Here is a 24,410-nt window from a genome sequence, read left to right as displayed (position 1 = left end):
TTGAAACAGAAATTAGATCAGTTAGTGGATTTAACCATCAGAATCGCAAAATTAGAACCATGGAAATATTTATCCGAATATGACCTGATTGAAGTGTTTTCACAGAATAATGAAATGGTATATTATTGTTCTATATTAGGATATAGTGAATTGACATATGGAATTGCTGTATTTGAAGGTTTAGATGGATATGCGGATTTTAAAACAACATTTGAAAATCCGGGGCCTGTCCCTGAAGATTTCTTATTTGGAGATATCAAATGTTTAGTTTGTTTTATGTATGAAGAAGAATTGGATAACGATCAGACAGGTCTATATTGCGATGAATTGGATTCCTATATATATTATGCTTCTATGGAAAAGCGTTTTCTTCCATTTGCATTGACCGAGAAAGAAGTGGATGTATTGCTTGAAGTATATGATTTATTATATAAAACAATTTATCATTATCTTATAAATGATGAAATCAATCCAGATTTTGAGATTGGACAGATGTTAAGAATTATGAATAATAAGATTTCTGTTTCAAAACCGATTCCTGTTGAAAAAGAATATGGACAGATGTTTATAGATGATGAATATAAAGAGGAATTAATTTTACTGGATAGAGTAGAGGAAGAAATATATGTAGATTTAATGTATACTTATATGCCCGTTGATGAAGAATTATCATATGGAAAGCTTCTAAATCCTTTAATGTTTTATATAATGGATGAAAATTTTGATATACTGGAACTGGAATTTGTTCCAGTGGAAGAGGAAGAAGTTTGTTTTGTCTTTGATATCGTAATGGATTATATAGAAAAAAATGGCATTCCTAAATCGATCCATTGTCGCAATCCGTATGTAAGAGAAGCATTAAAAGATTCCTGTGAAAAATTAAATATTGAACTTACATATGATACTTTTCCTGATATCCAGCCGGATTTAAAATATATGAACTAAAACTTTTATTTCTTTCATAGTGTGATATACTATGAAAGTACATGGCGCGTTCGGCAAGCGGTCAAGCCACAGCCCTCTCAAGGCTGTATCACGGGTTCAAATCCCGTACGCGCTACCATTTTTATTTTTATTTAATATTAAGGAAAATTCTTAAAAATTGACAAAAAATAAATGGAATTTAAATGAATTGAAAACACGCAACATTAAAAATTTTACACTTTTATAAGACTGCATCCATCAAAACGAATATACTCTATAGTGAAACCCTTTATCCATAGGAAACATACTCCTATGGCCCTTTTTTTATTTATAGAGATAATTTATTACATTTAATAAAATGAACCGCCTCTGTCAAGACAGAAATCAGGTTTTGTTTCTTTTTAATAGGATTTCAGGTACTGTATTTCCATGACTAAATCCATTATAATGTAGCTATCATAGAATCTGTATTATTTCTGTAGTGTTCCAGCCTTTATTTTCAATCCTGTTATTTTATGGAATTCGATAATTTACCGGTGTTTCTGAAACAAATGCTTCTTTTCTTATTTCTGATGGTGTTCTTGCACCAAATCTTATTTGATATCTTCTGTTCATATAGAAACAATCCACTTTCAATTTCTTCTATCAGCCTCTTCTTAGTATCAAAACGTTTTCCTTTGTATCATTCACATTTTGGGATTCCCAGAATTCTTCCATCAATCCATTATCGGTGCAGCAGTGCATCCTTGACATACTTTAGAAACTTCAGCCAGTTTACGAATATTGATACTCACCATCTGAATGTACTGGTGGTATGGCACTGGAATTGTTTTGATTATCATTCTGAGTGTATTGTTGTTTGAAAAAGTATAAAAAAATGAGCTTTATCGTTAAAAAATACAGAACTTTTTTAAGATAATATTACATAATCATTTGTATTCTATTGATTTTATGTGAAATGTGGTATTATTTACTTGTTAAAGTCTGTTAAAGGATGTATAGAACAGACTTTTTTTATCCATAATATTTTAGAAACCTTTTCTATCGTCTTAAGTTTTTTTTAAGAATTAATCGATATACTTTAGTCGAAAGAAGGATATTATGGAACGTAAAGAGACATTTATTGAAAATATATTAATGACTTCAATGATTCTTTTATTTGGAATCGTATTATTTGTTGTGTTAAAAGGATGGATAGAAGGAAGATTTTCATCTATTGCTTCTTTAAGAAGCTATATACAGGAATTTGGACTGTTAGGACCCTTTATTTTAACCATTATACAGGTCCTTCAGGTTGTTCTGCCTGTTTTGCCTGGTTTTTTTGGATGTATTGTAGGGGCTTCTATGTATGGAGCAATGAACGGGTTCTGGATCAACTATATAGGCATCTCCCTGGGTTCTTTGATGGCATTCTGGTTAGCTAGAAGATATGGTGTATCTTTAGTAAAAAAATTAATATCCATCGAAAAATATGAAAGATTCACAAACTGGATTCAAACAAAAAACAGTTATACATTTATTTTATTTTTATGTATATTGCTTCCTTTGGCTCCAGATGATTTCTTATGTTACTTTTCAGGACTGATTTCAATGTCCTTTAAGAAATTTTTATGGATCATTATATTCGCAAAACCATGGTGTATCTTATTTTATTGTCTGTTTTTTGCCTATTTTATTTAGAAGGAGAGTATATGCTAGGATTTTATAATTATACAGTGATATTAACTTATATAGGAATGATATCTGGATTTACGGGAATTGTTTTTGTGATAAAAGGAAATATTTTATATGCTTTGATCTGTTTAATGGTTGCAGGAATCTGTGATATGTTTGATGGGAAAATTGCGGCTACAAGAAAGAGAACCAAAGCGGAAAAACAGTTTGGAGTTGAAATTGATTCATTATCTGATTTAATCTGTTTTGGTGTTTTACCTGGAGCATTGATTTTTTCTATATGTCATTCCAGCAATTTAGGAATGGTGATATCTTCTTTTTATGTATTATGTGCTTTGATCCGTCTGGCATGGTTTAATGTAGATGAACTTCAAAGACAGGAAAATGAAGAGGGAAGAAGAAATGTTTATTTAGGACTTCCAGTTACTACAACTGCCTTTCTTATTCCTTCATTTATTTTAGCCGGTAAAATGATACATATTCGATTAGAAATCTTAATGCCAATTGTACTGGTTTTAATCGCAATTGCTTTTTTAACTCCTTTTAAAATTAAAAAACCAAATATTACCAGAAATATTGTGATTCTGATTGGAATTCTATTCATACTGGGTTTGGTTTTATGTAAGGTGATTCTATGAAAGAAAATGATGCTTCGGTTCAATTTCTATATGGTACGACTTTAGGAAGACTGATTTTAAAAATCTTAATGAGTTTTCATATCGATAAATTAATTGTCTGTTTTTTAAAGTCTAAACTTTCTTATCCTCTAATATCTAAATATGTAAAAAAATATAATATAGACATTCAGGGACAATCGTTTAAAACCTATCAGGAATTCTTTTTGCGTTCCAGAAACGATGTACATATAGATTTACATCCAGAACATCTGATCAGTCCCTGTGATGGATTTTTATCCTGTTTTTCATTGGATGAAACACATCATTTTTTTATAAAAGGCTCGTATTATGATTTAAAAGATTTTATTCAGGATGATATTCTTTGTGAACAATATAAATCAGGGACTTTACTTGTTTTTCGATTGTGCGCAAGAGACTATCATCATTATTGTTACATAGATGAAGGATATCAGAATAAACATAAAGAAATTAAAGGAACTCTTCACAGTGTACAATCCATTGCCTGTGAAACATATCCAGTTTATACATTAAACAAGAGAACTGTCAGTGTATTAAACACAAAACATTTTAAAGATGTGATTCAATGTGAAATTGGAGCTTTTGTGGTAGGTGGAATTGTGAATAAAAAAGAAGATTCTTATTTTAAAAAGGGAGAAGAGAAAGGGTATTTTGATTTAGCGGGATCAACCATTGTATTGATTTTTAAAAAAGACAGTATTTGTTTAAAGGAGTGTTACAATGAACAGGAAATTCGGGTACAAATGGGAGAATGGATTGGAAGTTCTAAAAAAATATAAATACAGTTTATGTGTATTGATATTGGCTTTTTTATTTAATGAATTTGTATATTATCTTGCTCGATATATTAATTTAAATCGAATGCATTATAATCTAACCTTATCACTTGACAATGAGATTCCTGTAATGCCATGGACAACTATATTATATTTTGGGTGTTTTCTATTCTGGACAATCAATTATTTTATCTGTTCCAGACAATCCAGAAAAAACAGTGATATCTTTTTCTGCTCGGATTTTTTATCAAAAATAATTTGTTTCTTTTTATTTATTATCCTTCCTTCTACAAATATTAGACCATTGATTCAGCCAGGTACAATCTGGAATCAGATTTTATTGTTTCTATATAAAATTGATATGCCAGATAATTTATTTCCATCCATTCATTGCTTAGTCAGCTGGTTATGCTGGATTGGTCTAAGAAATCAGAAACAGATTAAAACAGGATATAAAATCTTTTCTTTTTTGATGGCCATTGCCATCTGCATCTGTACATTAACCACAAAACAGCATGTTATAGTGGATGTAATTGCTGCAGTAGGATTAGCGGAAGTGTCTTACTTGATTTCTAAGAAATGTTATCGATATTATTCTAAATTCATTCATTATTTTTTTCATATATAGTGTCAATTTAAATTTTATATTCGATATATGAATTATAAAGAGCTTCAGAATCGAAAATATCTATTTCAGTTATTGATCAATTTAAATTCAAATTTAAAAGGTTTATTAAAGGAAGAATTGCTGGATGTGAATAATATGGAATATATTATTCATACTTTGATTGATTCTAAATACTGGTTATATTTTGGTTTAGAAAAAGAAGTTGAATATTCCTATCTGGAAGGTTTATCAAAAGAAGCTTACTGGTTTATTGTGAATCGAGATCAGAAAGGAAGAGCTAATATTTATTTTAGCATTGATTCTTATATAAAAAGAAAAATGGAACTGCATACGCTTCAATCTGTAAAAGAGGAACAGTTGTTGTATTTTAATAAATATAAAGTAAAATACAATTTTACACAAAAAGATATAGATGTGATTTATGAAATTGTAAGTTTTGTGTATAAACGAAATAGTAAATATTAAAAGGTCCTTACTATCTATTTATGATGTAAGGACCTTTTATGAGATAAATCGATTCATGCTTACTCCTTTCTATCTCATCTATATTAAATACCTTTTTTTAATATCTATAGCGGTATGTAACTATAGATAACCCCTTTATCTATTGGTATCTCTAATTTCAATTTCATTATATAAAGAATATTTATAGATACAAGTAATGTGGAAAAGATAGTCTAAAAAAAGGAAAAAGAAGAGGAATCCTCTTCTTAGAATACAGAATCATCTAATAGATCTTTGTAGAAGTCACAATAATCTTTACGCTTTTCATTGGTGAATTTAATAGCGGATCTAGGATGACGATTTAATTGGCCAGTAAATAAATACTGAAGATCATATCCCCATACAACTCCACTTTCTTTCAAAGGAACCATATAGTTTTCAATGAAAGTTAATAATGGATATAAACTGTACTTTGGATTACGCAAGAATCCCAGTAAAAGTTCAGATGCACAATTTCCTGCACCACGTCCCATTCCCTGTACCGTGGAATCTAAATAAGAAACTCCATAAGATAGGGCTTCAATGGTATTGGCAAAAGCCAGATTCTGATTGTTGTGTGCATGAATACCAATTTGTTTATTGGATTTATTTGCGTATTCTAAATACATTTTTGAATATTTTTCAATATTTTCTGGATATAAAGAACCATAGCTATCTACAATATAGATGATGTCCACTGGAGTTTCACACAACATTTCTAGAGCTTCTCTTAAATTATCGGCGCCAATCTGGCTGATGGCCATAATGTTGCATGTGGTTTCATAACCCAGATCGTGTAAATATTCAATCATTTCAACTGCAGCTGGAATCTGATGAATGTAACAGGCAACACGAACCATATCAATAACGCTTTCACTGGCAGGAAGAAAATCCGTTTTGTAGTCACATCGACCTACATCGGCCATTACGGATATTTTCATATCAGAAACATTATCGCCTACAATACTACGAATGTCCTGTTCATCACAGAATTTCCATTTTCCAAATTCATTCACATTAAATAATTTTTTACTGGCTTTGTAACCAAATTCCATATAGTCAATTCCAGCTTTGATATTTGCTTTATATAATTCTTTAACAAATTCATCACTGAATTCAAAATTGTTACACAATCCACCATCACGAATGGTCGCATCCACTACACGTATATCTTTACGAACACTTAATAATGTACCTTTTCTCATTGTTATCACCTCATGTTTAAGATTTTAACATATGGATTTTTTTTATGCAATTTAATATAATGGATGGATAGAAAGGAAGTGTTCTATGATCACATTATTAGCAGCTCTGTTTGGAAGCGTTGCTTTTATGATTCGTCTGGCTCTTATTCTATTAAGTATGGTAGCTGGTTGGAAAGTGTTCACAAAAGCGGGAGAAGAAGGATGGAAATCATTGATTCCGGTATATAATACGTTTACATTATATAAAATCAGCTGGAATACACATAATTTCTGGCTGTATTTTGGATTTTCTGTCGTTTCATCGGTTATTGAAGCAATTGGTGGAGAAGATCCGGGTTTTCTTATGACAATTTTGTCCGTTCTTGTCAGCATTCTATTGATTTATTATGAAGTTAAAGTATGCATCTATTTATCTAAATCCTTTGGAATGGATACTCTATTTGGAATTTTGACTTTCTTCTTACGATTTGTAGGCTATCTTGTTATCGGATTTGGAAATGCATATTATACAGGACCTGCTGGAGCAAACGATCAGGGAATATCATTATGATATTTCTTTTTTTATATTGAAATAGACCCTTGATGTAGTTTATAATAATATCACGTTTTTTGGCAATTTATGGATAAGATCATATAAATGATATAGAAAACGATTTTCAAAATGTTTGTTCAAAAAATGAAATTGGATAAGAGGGGAAATTCTATGTCTATTAACTTAAAAACACATTACTTTGAATCAATTGAAGAAGTAAAAGATTTTTTATTAAGTGCCAGTAGTTCAAATGAATCTATTGATCAATCGGATTTTATACAAGCCATTTCACAACTTGAATTAACAAATGATCAAAGAGATGAAATTACCAATTTACTATTGAATTCAAAAGAAGATGATATCCAGGATGAAGATTTAATGGTAGAAGATCTTGATGATGATTTAGTGGATGAAGATTTTAATTTTGAAGAAAATGAATCCGAAGAAGATTTATATGAAGAAAAAATTTCTAAGATGGAACAGGAATATGCAGCTTCCTTTAAAGGATCTGTACAGGATTCTGTAAAATTATATTTAAAAAGCATTGGAGAATCAAAATTATTAAAAGCCGATGAAGAAACTATTGTAGCCAATCAGATCAAAGAGGGAAGAGAAGCAAAAGTTTTACTGGAAACGGAAACGGATATTGAAAAAAGAAAAGAACTGGCAGCTTTGGTTTTAAAAGGGGAAGATGCAGAAAAAGAATTGATTGAAAAGAATTTACGTCTAGTTGTTTCCATTGCGAAAAAATATTCTGGAAGAGGATTGGATTTTCAGGATCTGATTCAGGAAGGAAACATTGGGGTTATTAAAGCGGTAGAAAAATTTGATCCAACAAAAGGATTTAAATTTTCAACTTATGCGACATGGTGGATCCGTCAGAGTATTACTCGTGCAATAGCCGATCAGGCACGTACCATTCGTATTCCTGTTCATATGGTTGAAACAATGAATAAATTAACGCGTATTCAAAGGGAAATGGTTCAGATACTGGGAAGAGATCCTTTGGCTGAAGAAATTGCGGAAAAAATGGGCGATATTTCAGCGGAAAAGGTAAGAGAAATTCAATTGATGTCTTTTGATACCACTTCATTAGAAACACAAATTGGAGACGAAGGGGATACGACATTGGGAGATTTTGTGGAAGATAAAAATGCGATTTCTCCAGAACAGTATGCTTATCGTGAACAATTAAAAGAAAGTTTAAGAGAAGTATTATCTACATTGACGGAAAGAGAAGAAAATGTAATTCGTATGCGGTTTGGATTGGACAATGGACAGCCTATGACATTAGAAGAAGTTGGACAGAAATTTGGTGTTACGCGTGAACGTATTCGTCAGATTGAAGCAAAAGCCATTCGTAAATTAAAACATCCAACTCGTTTAAATAAACTGGCTTCCTATAATCAAAATTAGCTCTAAAGAAAAATCTTTAGAGCTTTTTTTTTATTGAATTAACTTTTCTAGAATTTGTACGGCATTTGTAGCTGCACCTTTACGAATCTGGTCTCCACAGCAGAATAGAGCCAATGAACGACCTGTTGGATCGGTTAAATCTTTACGGATACGTCCTACATAAACAAGATCCTGATCTGTTGTATCCAATGGCATTGGATAGACTTTGTTTTGTGGATCGTCTTTTAATATTGTTCCCTGTCCTTTTGAAATCAGTTCACGAGCCTGATTTACATCTACTTCTTTTTCACATTCAATGAAGATCGATTCAGAATGAGATCTTAAAATAGGAACACGAACACAAGTACAGTTGACTAATAAATCTGGATGATGCCACATTTTTCGTGCTTCATTCTGCATTTTCCATTCTTCTTTTGAAATTCCATTTTCATCAAAATCACCAATCTGTGGAATTAAGTTATAAGCAATTGGATAAGGGAAAGCTGTACAAGGAGCATCTGGATCTTTTAACTGATTTTCCAGATCCTGAATCCCTTTTACACCCGCTCCACTGACTGCCTGATAAGTGGAAACGATCATACGTTTAATGTGATATTCTTTGTGAAGTTCATGTAAAGCAACCATTGCGATGATCGTTGCACAGTTTGGATTGGCAATAATTCCATTGTGTTTTTTAATATCTTCTGGATTGATTTCAGGAATGACAAGTGGAACGTTTTCATCCAGACGGAAAGCCGATGAATTATCCACTACAACAACTCCTTTAGCATTTGCCCATGGAATCCATTTTTTTGCCAGATCATTTTCAGTAGCTCCCAGAGCATAATCTACATCATCAAAACTATTTTCTGTTAATTCTTTTACAGTTACTTTCTGATTGTTAAAAGTAAATACTTTACCAGCGGAACGACTGGATGCCAGTAATTTTAAATTGACATCAAATTGTCTTTCTTCTAAACATTGAAGCATTTGCTGACCTACTGCACCAGTGGCTCCAACGATTGCGATTGTTAATTTCTTTTCCATATTTTACTCCTCATTGACAAAGGCACTGTAAATTGCCTTAATTGTTCTTTCAAAATCTTTTTTCTTAACTCCTACCGTAATATTGATTTCACTGCTGGATTGAGCAATCATGCGGATATTGATATTTTCTTTTCCTAAAGCAGAGAAAAGACGCCCAGAAGTACCTGGTTTATCAGACATGTTCTGTCCAACAGTTGAAATTAAAGCCAGGTCATCCTGAATGGATAGATCATCTGGTTTTAATTCTGCTTTAAAACGAGCTAAAATTTCATATAAGCTGTTTTCAACTTCTTTTTTCTCTACCACAATACTAAATGAATCAATACCACTAGGAATGTGTTCAATGCTTACATTATAAGATTCCAGAATGGATAAGGCTCTACGAATAAAACCAACTTCATTTGACATATGTTTTTTATAAATATAAATCGAAACAAAGTCTTTTTTTCCAGCAATTCCGGTAATTGGGAAATGATTTTTTGTTTTTGTTTCCTGAATATAAGTACCGAAATCCTGTGGACGATTAGTATTTAAAATATGAATTGGAATATTTTTTTCTTTTACTGGAAAAATTGCTTCTTCATGAAGAACACTGGCTCCCATATAAGACAATTCACGCAATTCTGTATATGTAATATATTTAATCTGTTCTGGATTTTCAACAATACGAGGATCAGCCATCAGAAAGCCAGATACATCGGTCCAGTTTTCATATTCATCGGCTTCCAGGCATTTTGCCAGAATGGATCCAGTAATGTCTCCACCACCTCTTGAGAAAACCTGAATCTGTCCACTGGAATTGGTTCCATAAAATCCAGGAAATACAAAATGTTCGTATTGAGCACATTTTGCGTTTAATTTCTGAGTGGTCACTTCCCAGTTAATGGTTTTATCTAAATGGAAACGGATAACATCTTTGGCATCTACAAATGCATATCCTAAATATTCAGCCATTAACTTAGCACAAAAATATTCACCACGAGATACAATTTCATCTTGTGTCATCTGGTTTAAATTTGTATACATGGCATCCAATTCTTTTTCAATTGGCTGTTTTAAGCCTAATTCGTTTTTGATGTCCATAAATCGCTGTTTGATTAATTTAAATACATTGCTTGCATCTACATGATATTGACGATGGGCATCTAATAAATAAAGCAGATCGGTAATCTTACTATCAGATGAATTTCTTCTTCCTGGAGCCGATACAACTACATATCGACGAGATGGATCCGATAATACAATATCCTTTACTTTTTTAAATTGTGCTGAATTGGCAACACTGCTTCCTCCAAATTTTGTGATTTTTAACATATCGATTTCTTCCTTTTACATATATTTCGCAATCATTGCCTTTTGATCTGAAATGGAATTTACAAGCTTCATAAAATCTTTTGTCGAAATGGCTTTTGTTGTGATGTAATAATTGGCTCCTTTACATTCAACTGAATCAATCCATTCATTTTCAATTGGACAATTTGTACGAATTAAATATTTTTCCTTTAATAAAGTATTACAGTAAGAAAGTTTTTTATCTAAAGAAACTTTTCCATATGAAATCTGATTCTTTATATCAAGGATATCTTCTACTATAGCATTAGCGGTTGGTAATTTACCAGCACCCTGGCCATAAAATTTTAATTCTCCAATGGTATTTCCATTTAAAGTCACAATATTAAAGTTAGATGGTATATTGGCTTCTAATGAATTGGAAGCAAATACCATAGGCATGACAAAAGCTTCATACATATTTTCTTTTTTGATTGCCTGTCCAATATATTTGATCATCTGATGATGACTTTTTAAATATTGAATGTCTTCATATGTGATATTTGCCATAGAAAAACATGGAAAATCCTTCATATCAATTTTTGAATCAAAAGCTAAAGCGGCAGATATCGTTACTTTGTTCTGTACATCATATCCATCAATATCTGCACTTGGATTGGCTTCTGCATATCCTAGTTGCTGGGCCTTTTTTAAAGCTGTTTCAAATTCTTCATTTAAAGTATTCATAGAATCTAAAATATAATTTGTTGTTCCATTAAAGATACCATAAAAGGAAGATATTTCGTCAATTCGTTTCGCTTTCTGAATGCTGGCTAGCCATGGAATTCCTCCACCGGTACTGGCTTCAAAACGAAATTGAACGCCATTTTCTTTTGCACTTTTAAGAAAATCACTCATATGAGCAGCTACAACCGCTTTATTGGCTGTAACAACATGTTTTTTATGCTGTAAACAATTCTGTATAAATTCATAAGCAGGATGAATTCCTCCCATTGTTTCTACAACCAGATCAATGGACTCATCTTCTGTTATGTCATTAATATCACAAACAATGATATCTAATTTATCTTTGTTTTGTGGTAAATCTAATATCTTTGTTACTTTACAATCTTTTAGCTCTTCAGCCTGTATCTGATTGACGATTTCATAGACACCACTTCCGATTGTTCCAAAACCTAAAATCGCAATATTCATAACATTCCTCCCTTGTAGACTTACAAAAAACACTTGTTTTTAAAACGTGAACATTGTATCATAGGATATGTAGTTTTTCAAGGAGGACTTTTATGAATAAAGTATATGTTTCAACACGCGACGAAAACAAAAAATTAAGTAGTAAAGAAGCAATTTTGGAAGGGATTTCAAGTGATGGAGGCTTATTTGTTTGGCCTGAACTGGATTCTGTCAAAATTGATTTAAATAAAGTATGTAAACAGAGCTATCAGGAAAATGCATATATGATTCTAAAAGAATTATTACCAGATTTTTCTGAAGAAGAATTAAGAGAATGTATTCACAATGCATATACAAATTCTTTTGATACAGAAGATATAACACCGATCAAAAAAGTAGATGATGTTTATGTTTTAGAATTATTCCATGGACCTACCAGTGCTTTTAAAGATGTTGCTTTGACACTTCTTCCTCAATTGATGCAGAAAGCATTACAGAGTACAAATCAGAAAGCTTTAATTTTAACAGCTACTTCAGGAGATACGGGAAAGGCAGCTTTATGTGGATTCCAGGATGTAAAAGACATTGGAATTGTTGTATTCTATCCACATCAGAAAGTCTCACAGATTCAATATCGTCAGATGGCTACGCAAAAAGGAAAGAATGTAAAAGTATATGCGGTAAAAGGAAATTTTGATGATGCGCAAAGTCAGGTTAAAAAATTATTCTTAGATGATGAAATGAATGGTATCGCAAAATCAAAACAGATTTTATTAACAAGTGCCAATTCAATTAATATTGGACGATTGATTCCACAGATCGTCTACTATTTTGAAAGTTACAAATATCTTGTAAATCAGGGAATGATTCAGATAGGAGAGAAAGTATCTTTCAGTGTTCCAACAGGGAACTTTGGGGATGTTTTAGCAGGTTATTATGGGTATTTGATGGGATTGCCAGTAGAAAAATTCTATGTTGCAAGCAATGCCAATCATGTTTTAACAGACTTTTTATCTACAGGAATTTATGATCGCAATCGTGATTTTATTCAAACTATCTCTCCTAGTATGGATATTTTAATTTCATCCAATTTAGAGCGATTATTATATTATATGTCAGGAAAAGATACTGCTTTTGTTAAGAAATGTATGGATGATTTAAAAGAAACAGGAAAATATCAGATTCCTGAGGATATGTTATCAAAGATTCAGGACTTATTTGGATGTGGATATGTGAATGATACAGAAACCAAACGTGTTATTTTAGATGTATATGAACAGACAAAAGTGGTACTGGATCCACATACAGCAATTGGTTATAGTGTGGCACAGAATAGCGATGAATCTCCTATTGTATCTTTATCAACTGCTTCTCCTTATAAGTTTAGCATTGATGTCTTGGATGCATTAGGAATTCAGGTCAAAGATGAACTGGAAGCGATGAAAGAATTATCAAAAGTATGCAGCGATCCAATTCCAAAAGGATTAAATGAACTGGAAAAACTGCCAATCCTTCATACGGATGTCATTGAAATTGAAGAAATGAAAGAGGTTGTCTCTCAGGCAATGGAGGCATGTTTCCATGATTAAAGTCCATGTTCCAGCAACCAGTGCCAATCTGTGCATTGGATACGATTGTCTGGGACTGGCATTGGATTTATACAATCATTTTACGTTTGAAAAAAGTGATGCTTTAGAAATTACTGGATGTGATCCACAATTTCAGAATGAAGACAATTTAGTTGTCGTGGCTTTTAAAAGAGTGTGTCAATATTTAAAGGTGGATTTTCCATCTTTTCATCTTCATATTGATGCCCAGATTCCTGTTTCCAGTGGATTGGGAAGTTCTGCAAGCTGCTTAGTGGCAGGAATTGCAGGAGCAAATGCCTGGTTTGAAGCCAATCTGGATTTACAGAGTATGGTCACACTGGCAACACAACTGGAAGGTCATCCAGACAATGTGGCACCTGCTATCTTAGGACAGGCCAGTATCAGTTACTTCTATAAAGACAAAGTGATTTCAACGATTGTTTCCTGTCATGGATGGCACGGACTGGTTATGATGCCAGATTATCAGGTAAATACAAAGAAAGCTCGAAAAGTCATTCCGTCCAGTATTGAGCATGATAAAGCCTGTTTACAGGTTGCTCATGCTTTGACTTTTATGCAGGCTTTGCAGAATAAAGATGAAGATAAACTGTTGGCAAGCTGTATGGATTATTTACATGAACCTTATCGTCGTCAGTTAATTAAAGAATACGATGATATTCATCAGTATTGTTTTGAAAGGAATTTTCCAATGTGGATATCTGGTTCAGGGCCCACAATGATGGCCATATCCATTAAAGAGGAAAATATTAGAAATTTATATTTATGGATGAAAGAAAACTATCCAAATATCCAATGTCATTTTGTGACCATTGATCAGAAAGGAGTAAGTGTTGATTATGAGTAAATTTTATGTAGTTTCATCGGAAATCTTGCCCGAAGTACTGGAAAAAGTGATTGAAGCTCGATCTTTACTTCAAAAGGGAAAAGTCAAACGGATTTCTGAAGCGGTGAAAATGGTAGGCATTTCAAGAGGAACGTATTATAAATACAAAGATACTGTTTTTTCTTTTGATCAGGAACAATCCAGAAGAAAAGCGGTCATTTCGATGATTTTAAGATCGGAAACCGGCTCTTTATCCAAAGTTATTAATTTATTATCCAGCCAGCAAATTAATATTTTAGCCATTAATCAGACCATACCTATTAATGGAGTTCATAATGTTTCATTTACACTGGATGTTGCGGAAATGGAAATATCTATACAAGTCTTATTAAACCTTCTGGAAGAATTACCGATGGTTGAAAAAGCAGATCTTGTGGCGGTTGAATAATGAAATCCTTTTTAGCTTATTTGTTCAATATCTGTTTAATAATTATTTGTGTTGTATCTGGTATTAAAAGCATCGCCTTAGATCCATCTTTTTATGAAAAACGTTATGAAAAATATGATTTTTATGATACCTTACATGTTTCTTCTGAAGATCTGAACCAGTCAATTCATGTATTACTGGATTATATTGAAGATAATCGAGATGATATTGTTGTATATATAGATGAACAGGAAGTATTTAATGACAGAGAAAAAGCACACATGGTAGATGTTAAGAATCTATATCAGAAGGCTTTAAAAGTAATGTATGTTTCCATTGGAGCAGCTATGGGAATATTATTTTACTTTTTATTGTTTGAAAAACGTTATCTATCCTTTCTGACCAGAGGATTTCTTCGTGTACTGTATACCGTCTTGATGCTTCTTTCCTTTTTTGGAATCTGGATCTTTACCGATTTTACCAGTTTCTGGAATTGGCTTCATACCCTTCTGTTCACAAATGATCTATGGTTACTGGATCCAAGAACCAGTTTTATGATCAATATGCTTCCAGAAATCATTTTTAATCAGCTGGTATTTGCCATTGTATTTTATCTGATTTTATTCATCGTTCCTTTAACTATTTTTTCAATTTATTACCAGATTAAAAAAGCGCCGATTGGATTTGAAAACTCATGATTGTTTTAGCTTCTCAATCTCCAAGAAGGAAAGAACTACTAACTTCTCTTGGTTATGAATTTATAATCTGTCCTTCTTTAAAGGAAGAAAAATTTGATTTATCAAAGGATCTGGATTCTGCTTTAATAGAGGTAGCCATTCAAAAAGGAAAAGATGTTTTAAAGAAGTATCCCAATGACTGTATTGTATCGGCCGATACCATTGTGGTATACCAGAATAAAATATTAGGAAAACCTTCCAGTAAAGAAGAAGCCATATCCTGTCTGAAACAATTATCAGGTCATACACATGAAGTAAAAACAGGTATGTGTGTCCTTTATAAGGAAATGATGCAAAATAAAGTTGTAACCACTGAAGTAACTTTTCGAAAATTATCAATAGAAGAAATCCTGAAATATGTTGAATCAGGAAAATGTATGGATAAAGCTGGTTCTTATGGAATACAGGAATGTGATTTTGTAGATTCTATAAAAGGAAGTTATTCCAATGTAGTTGGATTGGATTTAAAGAGTATAGATCTTATGCTTAAAACTGTACAGAGTGGGAAATAGTTGCATTCATTTAGAGATGATGTTATTATTTTGTGCATGCTAAGGAGGTATTTTTATGGCTATTTTAAAAAAAGATTATTTAGTGAACGCTTTATCTGAAAAAACAGATTTAACAAAAAAAGCCGCAAAAGAATGCGTGGATGTGCTTTTTGAAAGCATTCAGGAGGCATTAAAAGAAAACAATACTGTGGATATTTATCAGTTTGGAAAATTTTATATAACAGAAAATGCGGGTCGTAAAGGAATCAATCCTTTGACAAAAGAAGAAATTGAAATTAAACCTTCAAAATCTATCCGTTTTAAAGCATCAAAATCATTAAAAGATTCTGTAAAATAAGCATCAATTGATGCTTTTTTTGTTATAATTATATATACGGAGGATACAATAATGAGTTTACCTATATATATCATTGGGCATAAAAATCCAGATTCGGATTCCATCTGTTCTGCATTGGCTTTAGCTGAATTAAAACAGAAACAGGGAGTGAATGCTGTTGCGGGTCGTTTAGGAAGAATCAATCCAGAAACTGCTTTTATCTTAAATAAGCTGGAATTGGATTCTCCTGAATACATCTCAACCGCCAAATTAATGTTGTCTGAAATTGAAATTGACGAGGCTCGAATTGTCAATCAGAATACGATCATTCGTAAAAGCTGGGAATATTCTCAGGAAGTAAATGTAAAAACACTATATGTAAGTGATGATCAGGATAATTATATTGGGCTGGCAACTGTCTGGGAAATGGCTCGTATCCAGATGCAGGATCTTCATGCCACAGCCAGTCTCTTGCAGCATGCAACCATTGAAAATTTAGCCGATAGTGTACGTGGAGAAATTTTATTTGAAGGAAATCTGGATCGTACAGGATATGTTCGTATTGCAGATAAAAAAATGATGGATCGAGATTTGACTGGGGCTATTATGGTTTTAGGCGATAGCGAAGATGCGATGTTTAAATGCATCGCAAAAGGATGTGCTGTTATCGTGATTGCGGAAAACTATGTACCAGATGCTCTGATTATGTCAATTGCGAAAGATAAAGGGGTAACGATGATTACCACACCTTATAATATTATGAAAATTATTCAGATGATCTATCGTGCTATACCTATTAAAACTATTATGACTTCCAGCAAAGATGTAGTTTCTTTTAATCGAAATGAATATCTGGAAGATGTGGAAAGAGAAATGCTGAAGACAAGACATTCTTCTTATCCTGTAACCAATCAGGGAAAATTAGTTGGTTCAGTTTCTCGTTATCATTTGTTAAAATCGGAAAAGAAAAAATTTATTTTAGTGGATCATAATGAAAAGAAACAAAGTATATCCGATATTGAACACGGGGAAATTGTTGAAATTGTGGATCATCATCGAATTGGAGATATAGAAACTTCCACTCCTATTTCTTTCCGCAATATGATTGTAGGATCTACCTGCACAATTGTTGCTTTAATGTATAAAGAAGCCAACATCAAAATGTCTATCAAGGCAGCTCAGCTGCTGTTGTATGGTATGATTTCGGATACATTAAATTTTAATTCTCCAACGTGTACACAAATTGATAAAATGGTTGCCGAAGATATATGTGAACAATATCAATTAAATACCGATGAAATGGCTTCTGAATTGTTCTCAAATACAGCTACTATTAAAGGAAAAGAATTTAAAGACATTTTATATAATGATGTAAAAGAATATATGTTAGCGGGAGAACATATCGCTGTATCACAGGTATTTACTTATAATTTAGAGGATGTAAATGAAATCGAAGAAGAATTTTTAAAATATATGGAAAGTGAAAATAAGAAATACAATTATAATTTCTTATTAATGGTCTTTACAAATATTGAAGGAAAAGGATCTAAATTTTTATATGTAGGAGATCTGTCCAATAAGATGGCAACGGCTATTGAACGATTTACACAAAGAGGCTATGTTTCCAGAAAGAAACAGATTGTACCTTGTATTGCCAGTGAATTAGAATAGAGGGAATAAAATGAGTGTAATTGATAAATTTTTAAAATATGTATCTTTTGATACACAATCCGATGAGAATTCCGATTGTGTACCCAGTACATCTAAACAATTGATTTTAGGAAAAGAATTAAAAGAAGAATGTGAAAAGATGAATGCCGATCATGTATATATGGATTCATCTGGAATTGTATATGTAACGATTCATGCGACTTGTGATAATAAACCATCGATTGGTTTTTTAGCGCATATGGATACCGCAACGGAAATATCTGGAAAAGATGTAAAGCCACAGATTATAAAGAATTATCAGGGACAAACTATTTTTTTAAATGATGAATATAAGATGAATCCTGAAGAATTTAAAAATTTAAAGAAAGTGATTGGGGATGATCTTATTGTAACGGATGGAACCACTTTATTAGGTGGAGATGATAAAGCAGGGGTAGCCATTCTTATGCAGGTTATGGAAGACATCATTCAAAATCCAGTTGAACATGGAAAGTTAATGTTTGCTTTTACCTGTGATGAAGAAGTTGGAAAAGGAACCGATCATTTTGATTTAGATCGATTCAATGTCGATTTTGCCTATACGATTGATGGTGCAGATATTGATCAGGTGGATTATGAAACCTTTAATGCAGCTCATGCAAAGATTTCCATTCATGGAACAAGTATCCATCCAGGAGAAGCCAAAGGAAGAATGGTAAATGCCAGTTTACTGGCAAGTGAATTTATGATGAATATGCCATCGATTGAAACTCCACAATGTACAGAAAATTATGAAGGGTTCTATCATGTCACAAATGTAAAATCAAATGTGGATCTGGCCACTATCGATTATATTATTCGTGATCATGACCTGAATACATTTGAAAACCGTAAACAGTATATGAAAAAAATGGTATCGTATTTTAATGAAAAATATGGAAATCGATTTACCATTGAAATAGAAGATCAGTATTATAATATGGCCAATTATATTAAAGATACAACCTGTATTGAAAAGGCAAAAAAGGCCATTGATAAAGAAGGATATCAAAGTAGATCCACACCAGTTCGTGGAGGTACCGATGGAGCCAATCTGACAAAGAGAGGATTGCCATGTCCAAATCTGGGAACGGGTTCTTACAACCATCATGGTCGATATGAATTTGCCAGCATTCAACAAATGGAAACAATGGTTAGAATTGTTAAAAATATTATTTGTGATTAATTATTTATTTTCTTTTCTGTTTTTTGTAAAATAGTGTCTATGAGGTGAGAAAAATGGATTATTCTAAATTAGCTTTAGAAAAACACAAAGAATGGAAAGGAAAACTTGACATTCAGACAAAGATGAAAATTGAAACCAGAGAGGATTTGTCAACCTGTTATACACCAGGAGTGGCTGCTCCCTGCCTGGAAATAAAAAAGGATAAAAGAAACAGTTATATATATACAGGAAGACAGAATCTGGTAGCCGTTATCAGTGATGGATCGGCAGTTTTGGGTCTGGGAAACATTGGACCGGAAGCAGGAATGCCTGTAATGGAAGGGAAATGTGCATTGTTTAAAGCATTGGCGAATGTAGATGCCTTTCCTATCTGTTTGAATACACAGGATACTGATGCACTGGTTGAAATCATTTCTTCTTTAGAACCTACTTTTGGAGGGATCAATCTGGAAGATATTGCAGCTCCAAGATGTTTTGAAGTGGAAAGAAGACTGCAGGAAAAAATGAACATTCCTGTATTTCATGATGACCAGCACGGAACCGCCATTGTGGTCAGTTCTGCATTGATCAATGCATTGAAAATTGTAAAGAAAGATCATCCAACCATTGTCATCAATGGAGCAGGAAGTGCAGGATGTGCCATTGCTAAATTAATTCTAAAAATGAAACTGGGAAATGTCATTTTATGTGATATTCAGGGAATTTTGAATAAAGAAGACAAGTTAACAAGTGGACAAAGAGATTTGATTGATTCTTTAAATGAAGAAAATCGAAAAGGAACTTTAAAAGATGCAATGAAAAATGCCGATGTATTTATTGGTGTTTCTGCAGGACATATTGTTTCTAAAGAAATGATTCAGTCAATGAATGATAAGCCAATCGTATTCGCAATGGCCAATCCAGTTCCAGAAATTGAACCAGAACTGGCTAAAGAAGCAGGAGCCTATATCATTGGTACAGGAAGAAGCGATCATCCAAATCAGATCAATAATGTACTGGCTTTTCCAGGTATATTTAAAGGTGCGTTGCAGGTGCAGGCAACTTGTATCAATGATGCAATGAAGCAGGCAGCCGTATATGCGATTGCTTCTTTAATACCAGAAGAAGAATTAAATCCAGAAAACATCATTGTTTCACCATTAAAAGAAGGAGTGGCAGATGTGGTTTCAAAAGCAGTTGCACAAGCTGCAGTAGAAACAGGAGTGGTACGAAAATGGTAGAGTTTTCAGTCGTAATAGAAGGTGGAGGAACCAAAACGGCTTATTCAGGAGGAGTTTTAAAATGTCTTCTGGATAATGGAATTTATGCCAATTATGGTGTGGGAATTTCAGCAGGAGCTGAATTCTTACTGGCCTATGCTTCAGGTCAGTCAAAGCGTCTGGAAGTGACTGGAATTGATTCTATATCCAGTAAAGATGCGGTAGGGATTCGTCCTTTCTTAAAAGAAAGAAATATGTTTGGATTGGAATCTACCAATGCATTAATTGAACGATTGGCACCATTGGATAAAGAAGCGTTATTAAATTCGCCAACTCGTATGGAAGAAGGCGTTTATAATTTAAAAACGCATGAAATTGAATATTATGATCAGACTTATATTGATGATGACAATACGTTGACCAAGGCCAGTTGTGCTTTATTGTTGTTGTGTCGTCCATATAAATTTCTGGACAGTTTATATATGGATGCTGGTCTTCGAGTCATGATTCCAATTGAAAGAAGCATTGAATTGGGCTATAAGAAACATCTGGTTATTTCCTGTAAAGAAGTAGGTTATGTCAGAAAACCTGCTCCTGGTTACCAGATCTGGCTGGCCAATCGGGTGTATCACGATCCAATAATTACCCAGGATCTGAAAGATCGTCATCTTCGTTATAACGAACAATGGGAATTGATTGAAAAAATGGAAAAAGAGGGAAGTGCTTTAGTTCTTCGTCCATCCAAAGATATGGGGATTTCCAGATATACAACCGATCGGAATAAATTGGAACCATGGTTTAATTTAGGCTATCAGGAAACATTAGATCGTTTAGATGAAATCAAAGCCTTTTTAGAAATGGAGTAGAGGGGACAATGTCCCCTTTTATAATTGAAATACAATTCCTAAACATGCACAGATACACACGATAAAAATTGGATGAAGTTTATTAAATTTTCTGCAGAATAAATACATAACAATCAGTAAAATTATATTTAAGAAATTAATATCCCAGGAGATTTCTCCATTGTTAAAAACGGCTACAACCAGTATACCAAGTCCAGCTGAGGCAATCATGGCACAGACCGCTGGTCTTAATCCATAAAAAGCATCCTGTACCCAGTGACTGTTTTTAAATTTCTGTAGAAAATGTGCCACAATACAAATGATGATAATGCTGGGAGCCACTAAAGATAAAGTTGTAACAATACCACCAATTACAGAATTCGTGGTATGAAATCCAACATAAGTAGCCATATTGACTCCCATAGGACCTGGAGTGGATTCCGATACGGCAATCATATTCATCAGCATATCTTTTGTGAACCATCCATAATCTTTGATCATTTCATATAAAAATGGAATGGTAGCCAATCCTCCGCCTAAGGCAAACAATCCTGTTTTAAAAAATGCGATGATTAATTGAAATATTAATTGTAAACTCATTTGGATCCTCCTTTCTTCATTTTAATATAAGAAAAAAGAATTCCAGTGATTGCACTGAGTATTACAATCACAATGGTAGGGACGATAGATGTATAAGTTAAAACCAGAGATAAAATAAAAATGATAATGCCAGTCAGATCTTTAACACCTGTTTTAAATAATTTTAAGGTTGCATTCAATACCAGTATACAGACCGCAATACGAATTCCATGTAAAGCATGCTGTACAATTTCAATATCCGCAAAATTCTGTAATATAGAAGCAATTAAAGAAATAATCACAATACTGGGAAAGACAACTCCTAAAGTGGCAATAATGCCGCCAATTATTCCTTTCTGATAATATCCAATAAAAGTAGCAGTATTGACAAAGATTACACCAGGGGTACATTGTCCCACTGCATAATAATCCATGATTTCTTCATCGGTTGCCCAATGTTTTTTATCCACTACTTCTTTTTGAAGCATAGGGAGCATCGCATATCCCCCACCAAAGGTAAAGGCTCCAATTTTGGCAAATGTAAGAAACAATTCTATATATATTTTCATATTTTTCCTTCTTTCCAAAACAATTTTACATCAATAAGAGGTTCTTTCAAATGAATTAAAGACATTTGTTTCCTTTTATTGTAGAATTATACATTATAGGAGTGATACATATGAATAAAAATATTGGTTTTATTGGATGTGGAAATATGGGAAGTGCCATGATTTCTGGAATTGTAAAAGCTGAAATTGTTCCATCAGATCGAATCTATGTCTGTGATCATCATGAAAATAATTTTGATAAAGTAAAAGAATACAATGTCAATACAACAACAAATGTGATTGAAATGGTTCAGAAAGTCGATATACTGATCTTATCGGTTAAACCTTATGTATATGAATCTGTAATTTCTCAGATTAAAGAGGATATAAAGAAAGATGTAATTGTTGTCTGTATTGCAGCAGGAAAGAGCATTGAACAGGTTGAAAATGCTTTTGAAAAAAAGGTAAAAGTGGTTAAGGCAATGCCTAATACTCCTGCTTTAGTATTAGAGGCGATGAGTGCAGTCAGTTTTAATGATTTGATTGAAGAAGTAGAAAAAGAAGAAATTTTAAAAATCTTTTCAGGTTTTGGAAAAGTGGAAGTAGTAAAGGAAGAGCTGATGGATGCCGTAACAGCTGTCAGCGGAAGTTCACCTGCATATGTTTATATGATGATTGAAGCTATGGCAGATGCAGCAGTAAAACAGGGAATGCCCAGAAAACAGGCTTATGTATTCGCATCTCAGGCAGTATATGGAGCCAGTAAAATGGTTTTGGAAACACACCAGCATCCTGGTCAGTTAAAAGATGCGGTATGTTCTCCATCAGGAACAACCATAGAAGCGGTCGGTAAATTAGAAGAAACAGGATTTCGTTCCTCAATTATTCAGGCAATGGATGCCTGTTATGAAAAATCAAAGCGTATGAAATAAAGTTTATTTCTTACGCTTTTTTAACTGGATTTTTGTTTCTTTTAAGTTGGACTGAATTATGATTTTTATTACCTGGTGAATGATATCTTTTGTTGGCTTATCAAAATCCTGATATCCTTTTAGAATATTCTGAATATGAGTAAACTGAAATTGATGAATGTTTTCAATATTCTCTTTTTGAATCAATTCATAAAAAGATTCAATAAATACTTTTCGCTGATCAACAGATGCTTTTGATAACCATAAATTTCCGCTTTTCTGAAAAAAAGAAGCAAGTGAATCCAATTCTTCCTTTTTTATAAAATGATTTTCTTCTATATTCCATGCGAATAAATCATGTTGTTTTAAAAAATTTTCATCACTTTCTACAATTTTAAAAGAATCAGAAGAATCTAAAATTAAACCGATTATCGAACATTGAGGAACATACTTATGATAAATATCGGATATTTTTTCAAAAGGAATTTCTTCAATAAATCCAGGTCCATCAAAATTATAGATGCCGACACAATTTGAAAGATCTTGACATTGAATGGCACAATAAGTTGCCAGATTAGCACCTTTTGAATGTCCCATTAAACGATACTGATAATAAGGAAATTTTAAAGAACGAAAATAATGTAAAGCACTGATCTGACCAGAAACATGCCGGTTAAACAGCATGTTGAAATCTTCTTTCCATCCAATAATAGACGTATCCGTTCCTCTAAAACAAATATTGAAAATATTTTTTTCATTTGTAAAAACAATGGCTGCGAATTGTTCATCCACTTCCTGATCCAGAATTGATTGAAAGAAACCAACTTTAACATTTCCAAAACGAATACTGTTTAACATAGTGACAATTAATAGATAAAACTGATCGGGATATTTTGGAATATTACACAATATCGGTATATAGGACTGTAAATGGTAAAAAGGAATCATCTGACTTTCAATATCTAAATCAATTCCTTCCCAGTTTAAATAGGTTAAATAAGAAAAGATTGCTGCATCAATTTCATTAAAAGACAGTTCCTCCATTGTGAATTGTCCGTTCTGTATTACATAATCAATTAAATTCATATCTATATTGTAACAAAAAAAATCAGGAAAAGTGTAGTGAACCTCTAAAGTTGTACCAACAACTTTGGAGGTTTTTATTATGAAATATACAAAAGAATTTAAATTAGAATGCGTACTTAAATATCGAAATGGTGAATACATTCACGATCCACCAGGAGT

General features: G+C 32.7%; 27 protein-coding genes and 1 tRNA gene. 20 read left to right on the top strand and 8 right to left on the bottom strand.

Features of this window, described 5'->3' with window-relative positions; translation table 11 throughout:
• Both FYJ50_RS06090 and FYJ50_RS06085 read left to right on the top strand, forming a co-directional pair.
• Positions 1-945: a DUF7309 domain-containing protein gene (locus FYJ50_RS06090; RefSeq protein WP_154460198.1), complete on the top strand. Its 945-nt coding sequence runs from the start codon at positions 1-3 to the stop codon at positions 943-945.
• A 43-nt stretch (positions 946-988) separates the two neighbouring features.
• Positions 989-1,063: transfer RNA gene (locus FYJ50_RS06085), tRNA-Glu, on the top strand.
• Positions 1,064-1,640: 577 nt separating this feature from the next.
• On the opposite strand, the gene FYJ50_RS10745 is transcribed toward FYJ50_RS06085, so the two are convergent.
• The gene (locus FYJ50_RS10745) at positions 1,641-1,766 is read right to left on the bottom strand and encodes a hypothetical protein (RefSeq protein WP_268891883.1); all 126 of its coding nucleotides are present in this window, start codon (positions 1,764-1,766) and stop codon (positions 1,641-1,643) included.
• 259 nt (positions 1,767-2,025) lie between these two features.
• Between FYJ50_RS10745 and FYJ50_RS06080 the strand changes: the two genes are divergently transcribed.
• The 5 genes from FYJ50_RS06080 to FYJ50_RS06060 are packed head-to-tail and all read left to right on the top strand — an operon-like array spanning position 2,026 to position 5,123.
• Complete coding sequence (locus FYJ50_RS06080; RefSeq protein WP_154460197.1) at positions 2,026-2,604, top strand: TVP38/TMEM64 family protein; 579 nt, start codon at positions 2,026-2,028, stop codon at positions 2,602-2,604.
• A gap of 11 nt (positions 2,605-2,615) precedes the next feature.
• On the top strand, positions 2,616-3,236 hold the full coding sequence (locus tag FYJ50_RS06075) for a CDP-alcohol phosphatidyltransferase family protein (protein ID WP_154460196.1): 621 nt from the start codon (positions 2,616-2,618) through the stop codon (positions 3,234-3,236).
• Positions 3,233-4,033 carry a phosphatidylserine decarboxylase gene (locus tag FYJ50_RS06070; protein WP_154460195.1) on the top strand — a complete coding sequence of 267 codons (801 nt, stop codon included), beginning with the start codon at positions 3,233-3,235 and terminating at the stop codon, positions 4,031-4,033. Before FYJ50_RS06075 ends, FYJ50_RS06070 begins: the two co-directional genes overlap by 4 nt.
• Positions 4,011-4,658 carry a phosphatase PAP2 family protein gene (locus tag FYJ50_RS06065; protein ID WP_205946450.1) on the top strand — a complete coding sequence of 216 codons (648 nt, stop codon included), beginning with the start codon at positions 4,011-4,013 and terminating at the stop codon, positions 4,656-4,658. The genes FYJ50_RS06070 and FYJ50_RS06065 overlap by 23 nt, the downstream gene beginning before the upstream one ends.
• 27 nt (positions 4,659-4,685) lie before the next feature.
• On the top strand, positions 4,686-5,123 hold the full coding sequence (locus FYJ50_RS06060) for a hypothetical protein (RefSeq protein ID WP_154460193.1): 438 nt from the start codon (positions 4,686-4,688) through the stop codon (positions 5,121-5,123).
• 245 nt (positions 5,124-5,368) lie between these two features.
• Here the strand turns inward: FYJ50_RS06060 and FYJ50_RS06055 are convergent, their stop codons facing one another.
• Positions 5,369-6,346 (bottom strand): aldolase catalytic domain-containing protein, encoded by a 978-nt coding sequence (locus tag FYJ50_RS06055; protein ID WP_154460192.1) that lies wholly within the window; start codon positions 6,344-6,346, stop codon positions 5,369-5,371.
• An 85-nt stretch (positions 6,347-6,431) separates the two neighbouring features.
• On the opposite strand from FYJ50_RS06055, the gene FYJ50_RS06050 reads away from it, so the two are divergent.
• Together FYJ50_RS06050 and rpoD are read left to right on the top strand one after the other, a co-directional pair.
• Complete coding sequence (locus tag FYJ50_RS06050) at positions 6,432-6,896, top strand: DUF5684 domain-containing protein (protein WP_154460191.1); 465 nt, start codon at positions 6,432-6,434, stop codon at positions 6,894-6,896.
• Between the two features lie 153 nt (positions 6,897-7,049).
• Complete coding sequence (rpoD, locus tag FYJ50_RS06045; RefSeq protein ID WP_154460190.1) at positions 7,050-8,294, top strand: RNA polymerase sigma factor RpoD; 1,245 nt, start codon at positions 7,050-7,052, stop codon at positions 8,292-8,294.
• Between the two features lie 30 nt (positions 8,295-8,324).
• Here rpoD and FYJ50_RS06040 read toward each other — a convergent pair whose 3' ends face one another.
• From FYJ50_RS06040 to FYJ50_RS06030, 3 genes are read right to left on the bottom strand one after another with little or no spacing between them, the layout of a single operon-like run.
• A complete protein-coding gene (locus tag FYJ50_RS06040; RefSeq protein ID WP_154460189.1) occupies positions 8,325-9,320 on the bottom strand; it encodes an aspartate-semialdehyde dehydrogenase in 996 nt (331 codons plus the stop codon).
• 3 nt (positions 9,321-9,323) lie between these two features.
• A complete protein-coding gene (locus tag FYJ50_RS06035; protein WP_154460188.1) occupies positions 9,324-10,634 on the bottom strand; it encodes an aspartate kinase in 1,311 nt (436 codons plus the stop codon).
• A gap of 15 nt (positions 10,635-10,649) precedes the next feature.
• Positions 10,650-11,804 (bottom strand): homoserine dehydrogenase, encoded by a 1,155-nt coding sequence (locus FYJ50_RS06030; RefSeq protein ID WP_154460187.1) that lies wholly within the window; start codon positions 11,802-11,804, stop codon positions 10,650-10,652.
• 92 nt (positions 11,805-11,896) lie between these two features.
• On the opposite strand from FYJ50_RS06030, the gene thrC reads away from it, so the two are divergent.
• The 10 genes from thrC to FYJ50_RS05980 are packed head-to-tail and all read left to right on the top strand — an operon-like array spanning position 11,897 to position 21,148.
• Complete coding sequence (gene thrC, locus FYJ50_RS06025) at positions 11,897-13,372, top strand: threonine synthase (protein WP_154460186.1); 1,476 nt, start codon at positions 11,897-11,899, stop codon at positions 13,370-13,372.
• The gene (thrB, locus tag FYJ50_RS06020) at positions 13,365-14,237 is read left to right on the top strand and encodes a homoserine kinase (RefSeq protein ID WP_154460185.1); all 873 of its coding nucleotides are present in this window, start codon (positions 13,365-13,367) and stop codon (positions 14,235-14,237) included. Before thrC ends, thrB begins: the two co-directional genes overlap by 8 nt.
• Positions 14,230-14,664: an ACT domain-containing protein gene (locus FYJ50_RS06015; protein WP_154460184.1), complete on the top strand. Its 435-nt coding sequence runs from the start codon at positions 14,230-14,232 to the stop codon at positions 14,662-14,664. The genes thrB and FYJ50_RS06015 overlap by 8 nt, the downstream gene beginning before the upstream one ends.
• The gene (locus tag FYJ50_RS06010; protein ID WP_154460183.1) at positions 14,664-15,341 is read left to right on the top strand and encodes a TIGR01906 family membrane protein; all 678 of its coding nucleotides are present in this window, start codon (positions 14,664-14,666) and stop codon (positions 15,339-15,341) included. The genes FYJ50_RS06015 and FYJ50_RS06010 overlap by 1 nt, the downstream gene beginning before the upstream one ends.
• Positions 15,338-15,892 carry a Maf family protein gene (locus FYJ50_RS06005; protein ID WP_154460182.1) on the top strand — a complete coding sequence of 185 codons (555 nt, stop codon included), beginning with the start codon at positions 15,338-15,340 and terminating at the stop codon, positions 15,890-15,892. Before FYJ50_RS06010 ends, FYJ50_RS06005 begins: the two co-directional genes overlap by 4 nt.
• A 55-nt stretch (positions 15,893-15,947) precedes the next feature.
• The gene (locus FYJ50_RS06000; protein ID WP_154460181.1) at positions 15,948-16,229 is read left to right on the top strand and encodes an HU family DNA-binding protein; all 282 of its coding nucleotides are present in this window, start codon (positions 15,948-15,950) and stop codon (positions 16,227-16,229) included.
• 51 nt (positions 16,230-16,280) lie between these two features.
• Positions 16,281-17,879 carry a putative manganese-dependent inorganic diphosphatase gene (locus tag FYJ50_RS05995; protein ID WP_154460180.1) on the top strand — a complete coding sequence of 533 codons (1,599 nt, stop codon included), beginning with the start codon at positions 16,281-16,283 and terminating at the stop codon, positions 17,877-17,879.
• A 10-nt stretch (positions 17,880-17,889) separates the two neighbouring features.
• A complete protein-coding gene (pepT, locus tag FYJ50_RS05990) occupies positions 17,890-19,083 on the top strand; it encodes a peptidase T (protein ID WP_154460179.1) in 1,194 nt (397 codons plus the stop codon).
• A gap of 53 nt (positions 19,084-19,136) precedes the next feature.
• On the top strand, positions 19,137-20,303 hold the full coding sequence (locus tag FYJ50_RS05985; protein WP_154460178.1) for an NAD(P)-dependent malic enzyme: 1,167 nt from the start codon (positions 19,137-19,139) through the stop codon (positions 20,301-20,303).
• The gene (locus tag FYJ50_RS05980; RefSeq protein WP_154460177.1) at positions 20,297-21,148 is read left to right on the top strand and encodes a patatin-like phospholipase family protein; all 852 of its coding nucleotides are present in this window, start codon (positions 20,297-20,299) and stop codon (positions 21,146-21,148) included. The genes FYJ50_RS05985 and FYJ50_RS05980 overlap by 7 nt, the downstream gene beginning before the upstream one ends.
• Before the next feature lie 18 nt (positions 21,149-21,166).
• Here FYJ50_RS05980 and FYJ50_RS05975 read toward each other — a convergent pair whose 3' ends face one another.
• Together FYJ50_RS05975 and FYJ50_RS05970 are read right to left on the bottom strand one after the other, a co-directional pair.
• A complete protein-coding gene (locus FYJ50_RS05975; protein WP_154460176.1) occupies positions 21,167-21,727 on the bottom strand; it encodes a chromate transporter in 561 nt (186 codons plus the stop codon).
• Positions 21,724-22,275 (bottom strand): chromate transporter, encoded by a 552-nt coding sequence (locus FYJ50_RS05970; RefSeq protein ID WP_154460175.1) that lies wholly within the window; start codon positions 22,273-22,275, stop codon positions 21,724-21,726. The genes FYJ50_RS05975 and FYJ50_RS05970 overlap by 4 nt, the downstream gene beginning before the upstream one ends.
• A gap of 110 nt (positions 22,276-22,385) precedes the next feature.
• On the opposite strand from FYJ50_RS05970, the gene proC reads away from it, so the two are divergent.
• The gene (gene proC / locus FYJ50_RS05965; protein ID WP_154460174.1) at positions 22,386-23,186 is read left to right on the top strand and encodes a pyrroline-5-carboxylate reductase; all 801 of its coding nucleotides are present in this window, start codon (positions 22,386-22,388) and stop codon (positions 23,184-23,186) included.
• Positions 23,187-23,189: 3 nt separating this feature from the next.
• Here proC and FYJ50_RS05960 read toward each other — a convergent pair whose 3' ends face one another.
• Positions 23,190-24,251 carry an Mbeg1-like protein gene (locus FYJ50_RS05960; RefSeq protein WP_205946449.1) on the bottom strand — a complete coding sequence of 354 codons (1,062 nt, stop codon included), beginning with the start codon at positions 24,249-24,251 and terminating at the stop codon, positions 23,190-23,192.
• Positions 24,252-24,410: the final 159 nt, after the last annotated feature.

The organism is Floccifex porci (assembly GCF_009696175.1).
In the GTDB taxonomy this organism is placed as follows: Bacteria; Bacillota_I; Bacilli_A; order Erysipelotrichales; family Erysipelotrichaceae; genus Floccifex; species Floccifex porci.
The sequence above is the reverse complement of the archived record's forward strand: the minus strand, read 5'-3'. Positions and strand labels throughout refer to the sequence as shown.

What these genes read in the sequence shown, in the direction of transcription:
- FYJ50_RS10745 (WP_268891883.1), bottom strand. Translation starts at nt 1,766, where the DNA reads ATGATAATCAAAACAATTCCAGTGCCATACCACCAGTACATTCAGATG.
- FYJ50_RS06080 (WP_154460197.1), top strand. Translation starts at nt 2,026, where the DNA reads ATGGAACGTAAAGAGACATTTATTGAAAATATATTAATGACTTCAATG.
- FYJ50_RS06075 (WP_154460196.1), top strand. Translation starts at nt 2,616, where the DNA reads ATGCTAGGATTTTATAATTATACAGTGATATTAACTTATATAGGAATG.
- FYJ50_RS06070 (WP_154460195.1), top strand. Translation starts at nt 3,233, where the DNA reads ATGAAAGAAAATGATGCTTCGGTTCAATTTCTATATGGTACGACTTTA.
- FYJ50_RS06060 (WP_154460193.1), top strand. Translation starts at nt 4,686, where the DNA reads ATGAATTATAAAGAGCTTCAGAATCGAAAATATCTATTTCAGTTATTG.
- FYJ50_RS06055 (WP_154460192.1), bottom strand. Translation starts at nt 6,346, where the DNA reads ATGAGAAAAGGTACATTATTAAGTGTTCGTAAAGATATACGTGTAGTG.
- FYJ50_RS06050 (WP_154460191.1), top strand. Translation starts at nt 6,432, where the DNA reads ATGATCACATTATTAGCAGCTCTGTTTGGAAGCGTTGCTTTTATGATT.
- rpoD (WP_154460190.1), top strand. Translation starts at nt 7,050, where the DNA reads ATGTCTATTAACTTAAAAACACATTACTTTGAATCAATTGAAGAAGTA.
- FYJ50_RS06040 (WP_154460189.1), bottom strand. Translation starts at nt 9,320, where the DNA reads ATGGAAAAGAAATTAACAATCGCAATCGTTGGAGCCACTGGTGCAGTA.
- FYJ50_RS06035 (WP_154460188.1), bottom strand. Translation starts at nt 10,634, where the DNA reads ATGTTAAAAATCACAAAATTTGGAGGAAGCAGTGTTGCCAATTCAGCA.
- FYJ50_RS06030 (WP_154460187.1), bottom strand. Translation starts at nt 11,804, where the DNA reads ATGAATATTGCGATTTTAGGTTTTGGAACAATCGGAAGTGGTGTCTAT.
- thrC (WP_154460186.1), top strand. Translation starts at nt 11,897, where the DNA reads ATGAATAAAGTATATGTTTCAACACGCGACGAAAACAAAAAATTAAGT.
- thrB (WP_154460185.1), top strand. Translation starts at nt 13,365, where the DNA reads ATGATTAAAGTCCATGTTCCAGCAACCAGTGCCAATCTGTGCATTGGA.
- FYJ50_RS06015 (WP_154460184.1), top strand. Translation starts at nt 14,230, where the DNA reads ATGAGTAAATTTTATGTAGTTTCATCGGAAATCTTGCCCGAAGTACTG.
- FYJ50_RS06010 (WP_154460183.1), top strand. Translation starts at nt 14,664, where the DNA reads ATGAAATCCTTTTTAGCTTATTTGTTCAATATCTGTTTAATAATTATT.
- FYJ50_RS06005 (WP_154460182.1), top strand. Translation starts at nt 15,338, where the DNA reads ATGATTGTTTTAGCTTCTCAATCTCCAAGAAGGAAAGAACTACTAACT.
- FYJ50_RS06000 (WP_154460181.1), top strand. Translation starts at nt 15,948, where the DNA reads ATGGCTATTTTAAAAAAAGATTATTTAGTGAACGCTTTATCTGAAAAA.
- FYJ50_RS05995 (WP_154460180.1), top strand. Translation starts at nt 16,281, where the DNA reads ATGAGTTTACCTATATATATCATTGGGCATAAAAATCCAGATTCGGAT.
- pepT (WP_154460179.1), top strand. Translation starts at nt 17,890, where the DNA reads ATGAGTGTAATTGATAAATTTTTAAAATATGTATCTTTTGATACACAA.
- FYJ50_RS05985 (WP_154460178.1), top strand. Translation starts at nt 19,137, where the DNA reads ATGGATTATTCTAAATTAGCTTTAGAAAAACACAAAGAATGGAAAGGA.
- FYJ50_RS05980 (WP_154460177.1), top strand. Translation starts at nt 20,297, where the DNA reads ATGGTAGAGTTTTCAGTCGTAATAGAAGGTGGAGGAACCAAAACGGCT.
- FYJ50_RS05975 (WP_154460176.1), bottom strand. Translation starts at nt 21,727, where the DNA reads ATGAGTTTACAATTAATATTTCAATTAATCATCGCATTTTTTAAAACA.
- FYJ50_RS05970 (WP_154460175.1), bottom strand. Translation starts at nt 22,275, where the DNA reads ATGAAAATATATATAGAATTGTTTCTTACATTTGCCAAAATTGGAGCC.
- proC (WP_154460174.1), top strand. Translation starts at nt 22,386, where the DNA reads ATGAATAAAAATATTGGTTTTATTGGATGTGGAAATATGGGAAGTGCC.
- FYJ50_RS05960 (WP_205946449.1), bottom strand. Translation starts at nt 24,251, where the DNA reads ATGAATTTAATTGATTATGTAATACAGAACGGACAATTCACAATGGAG.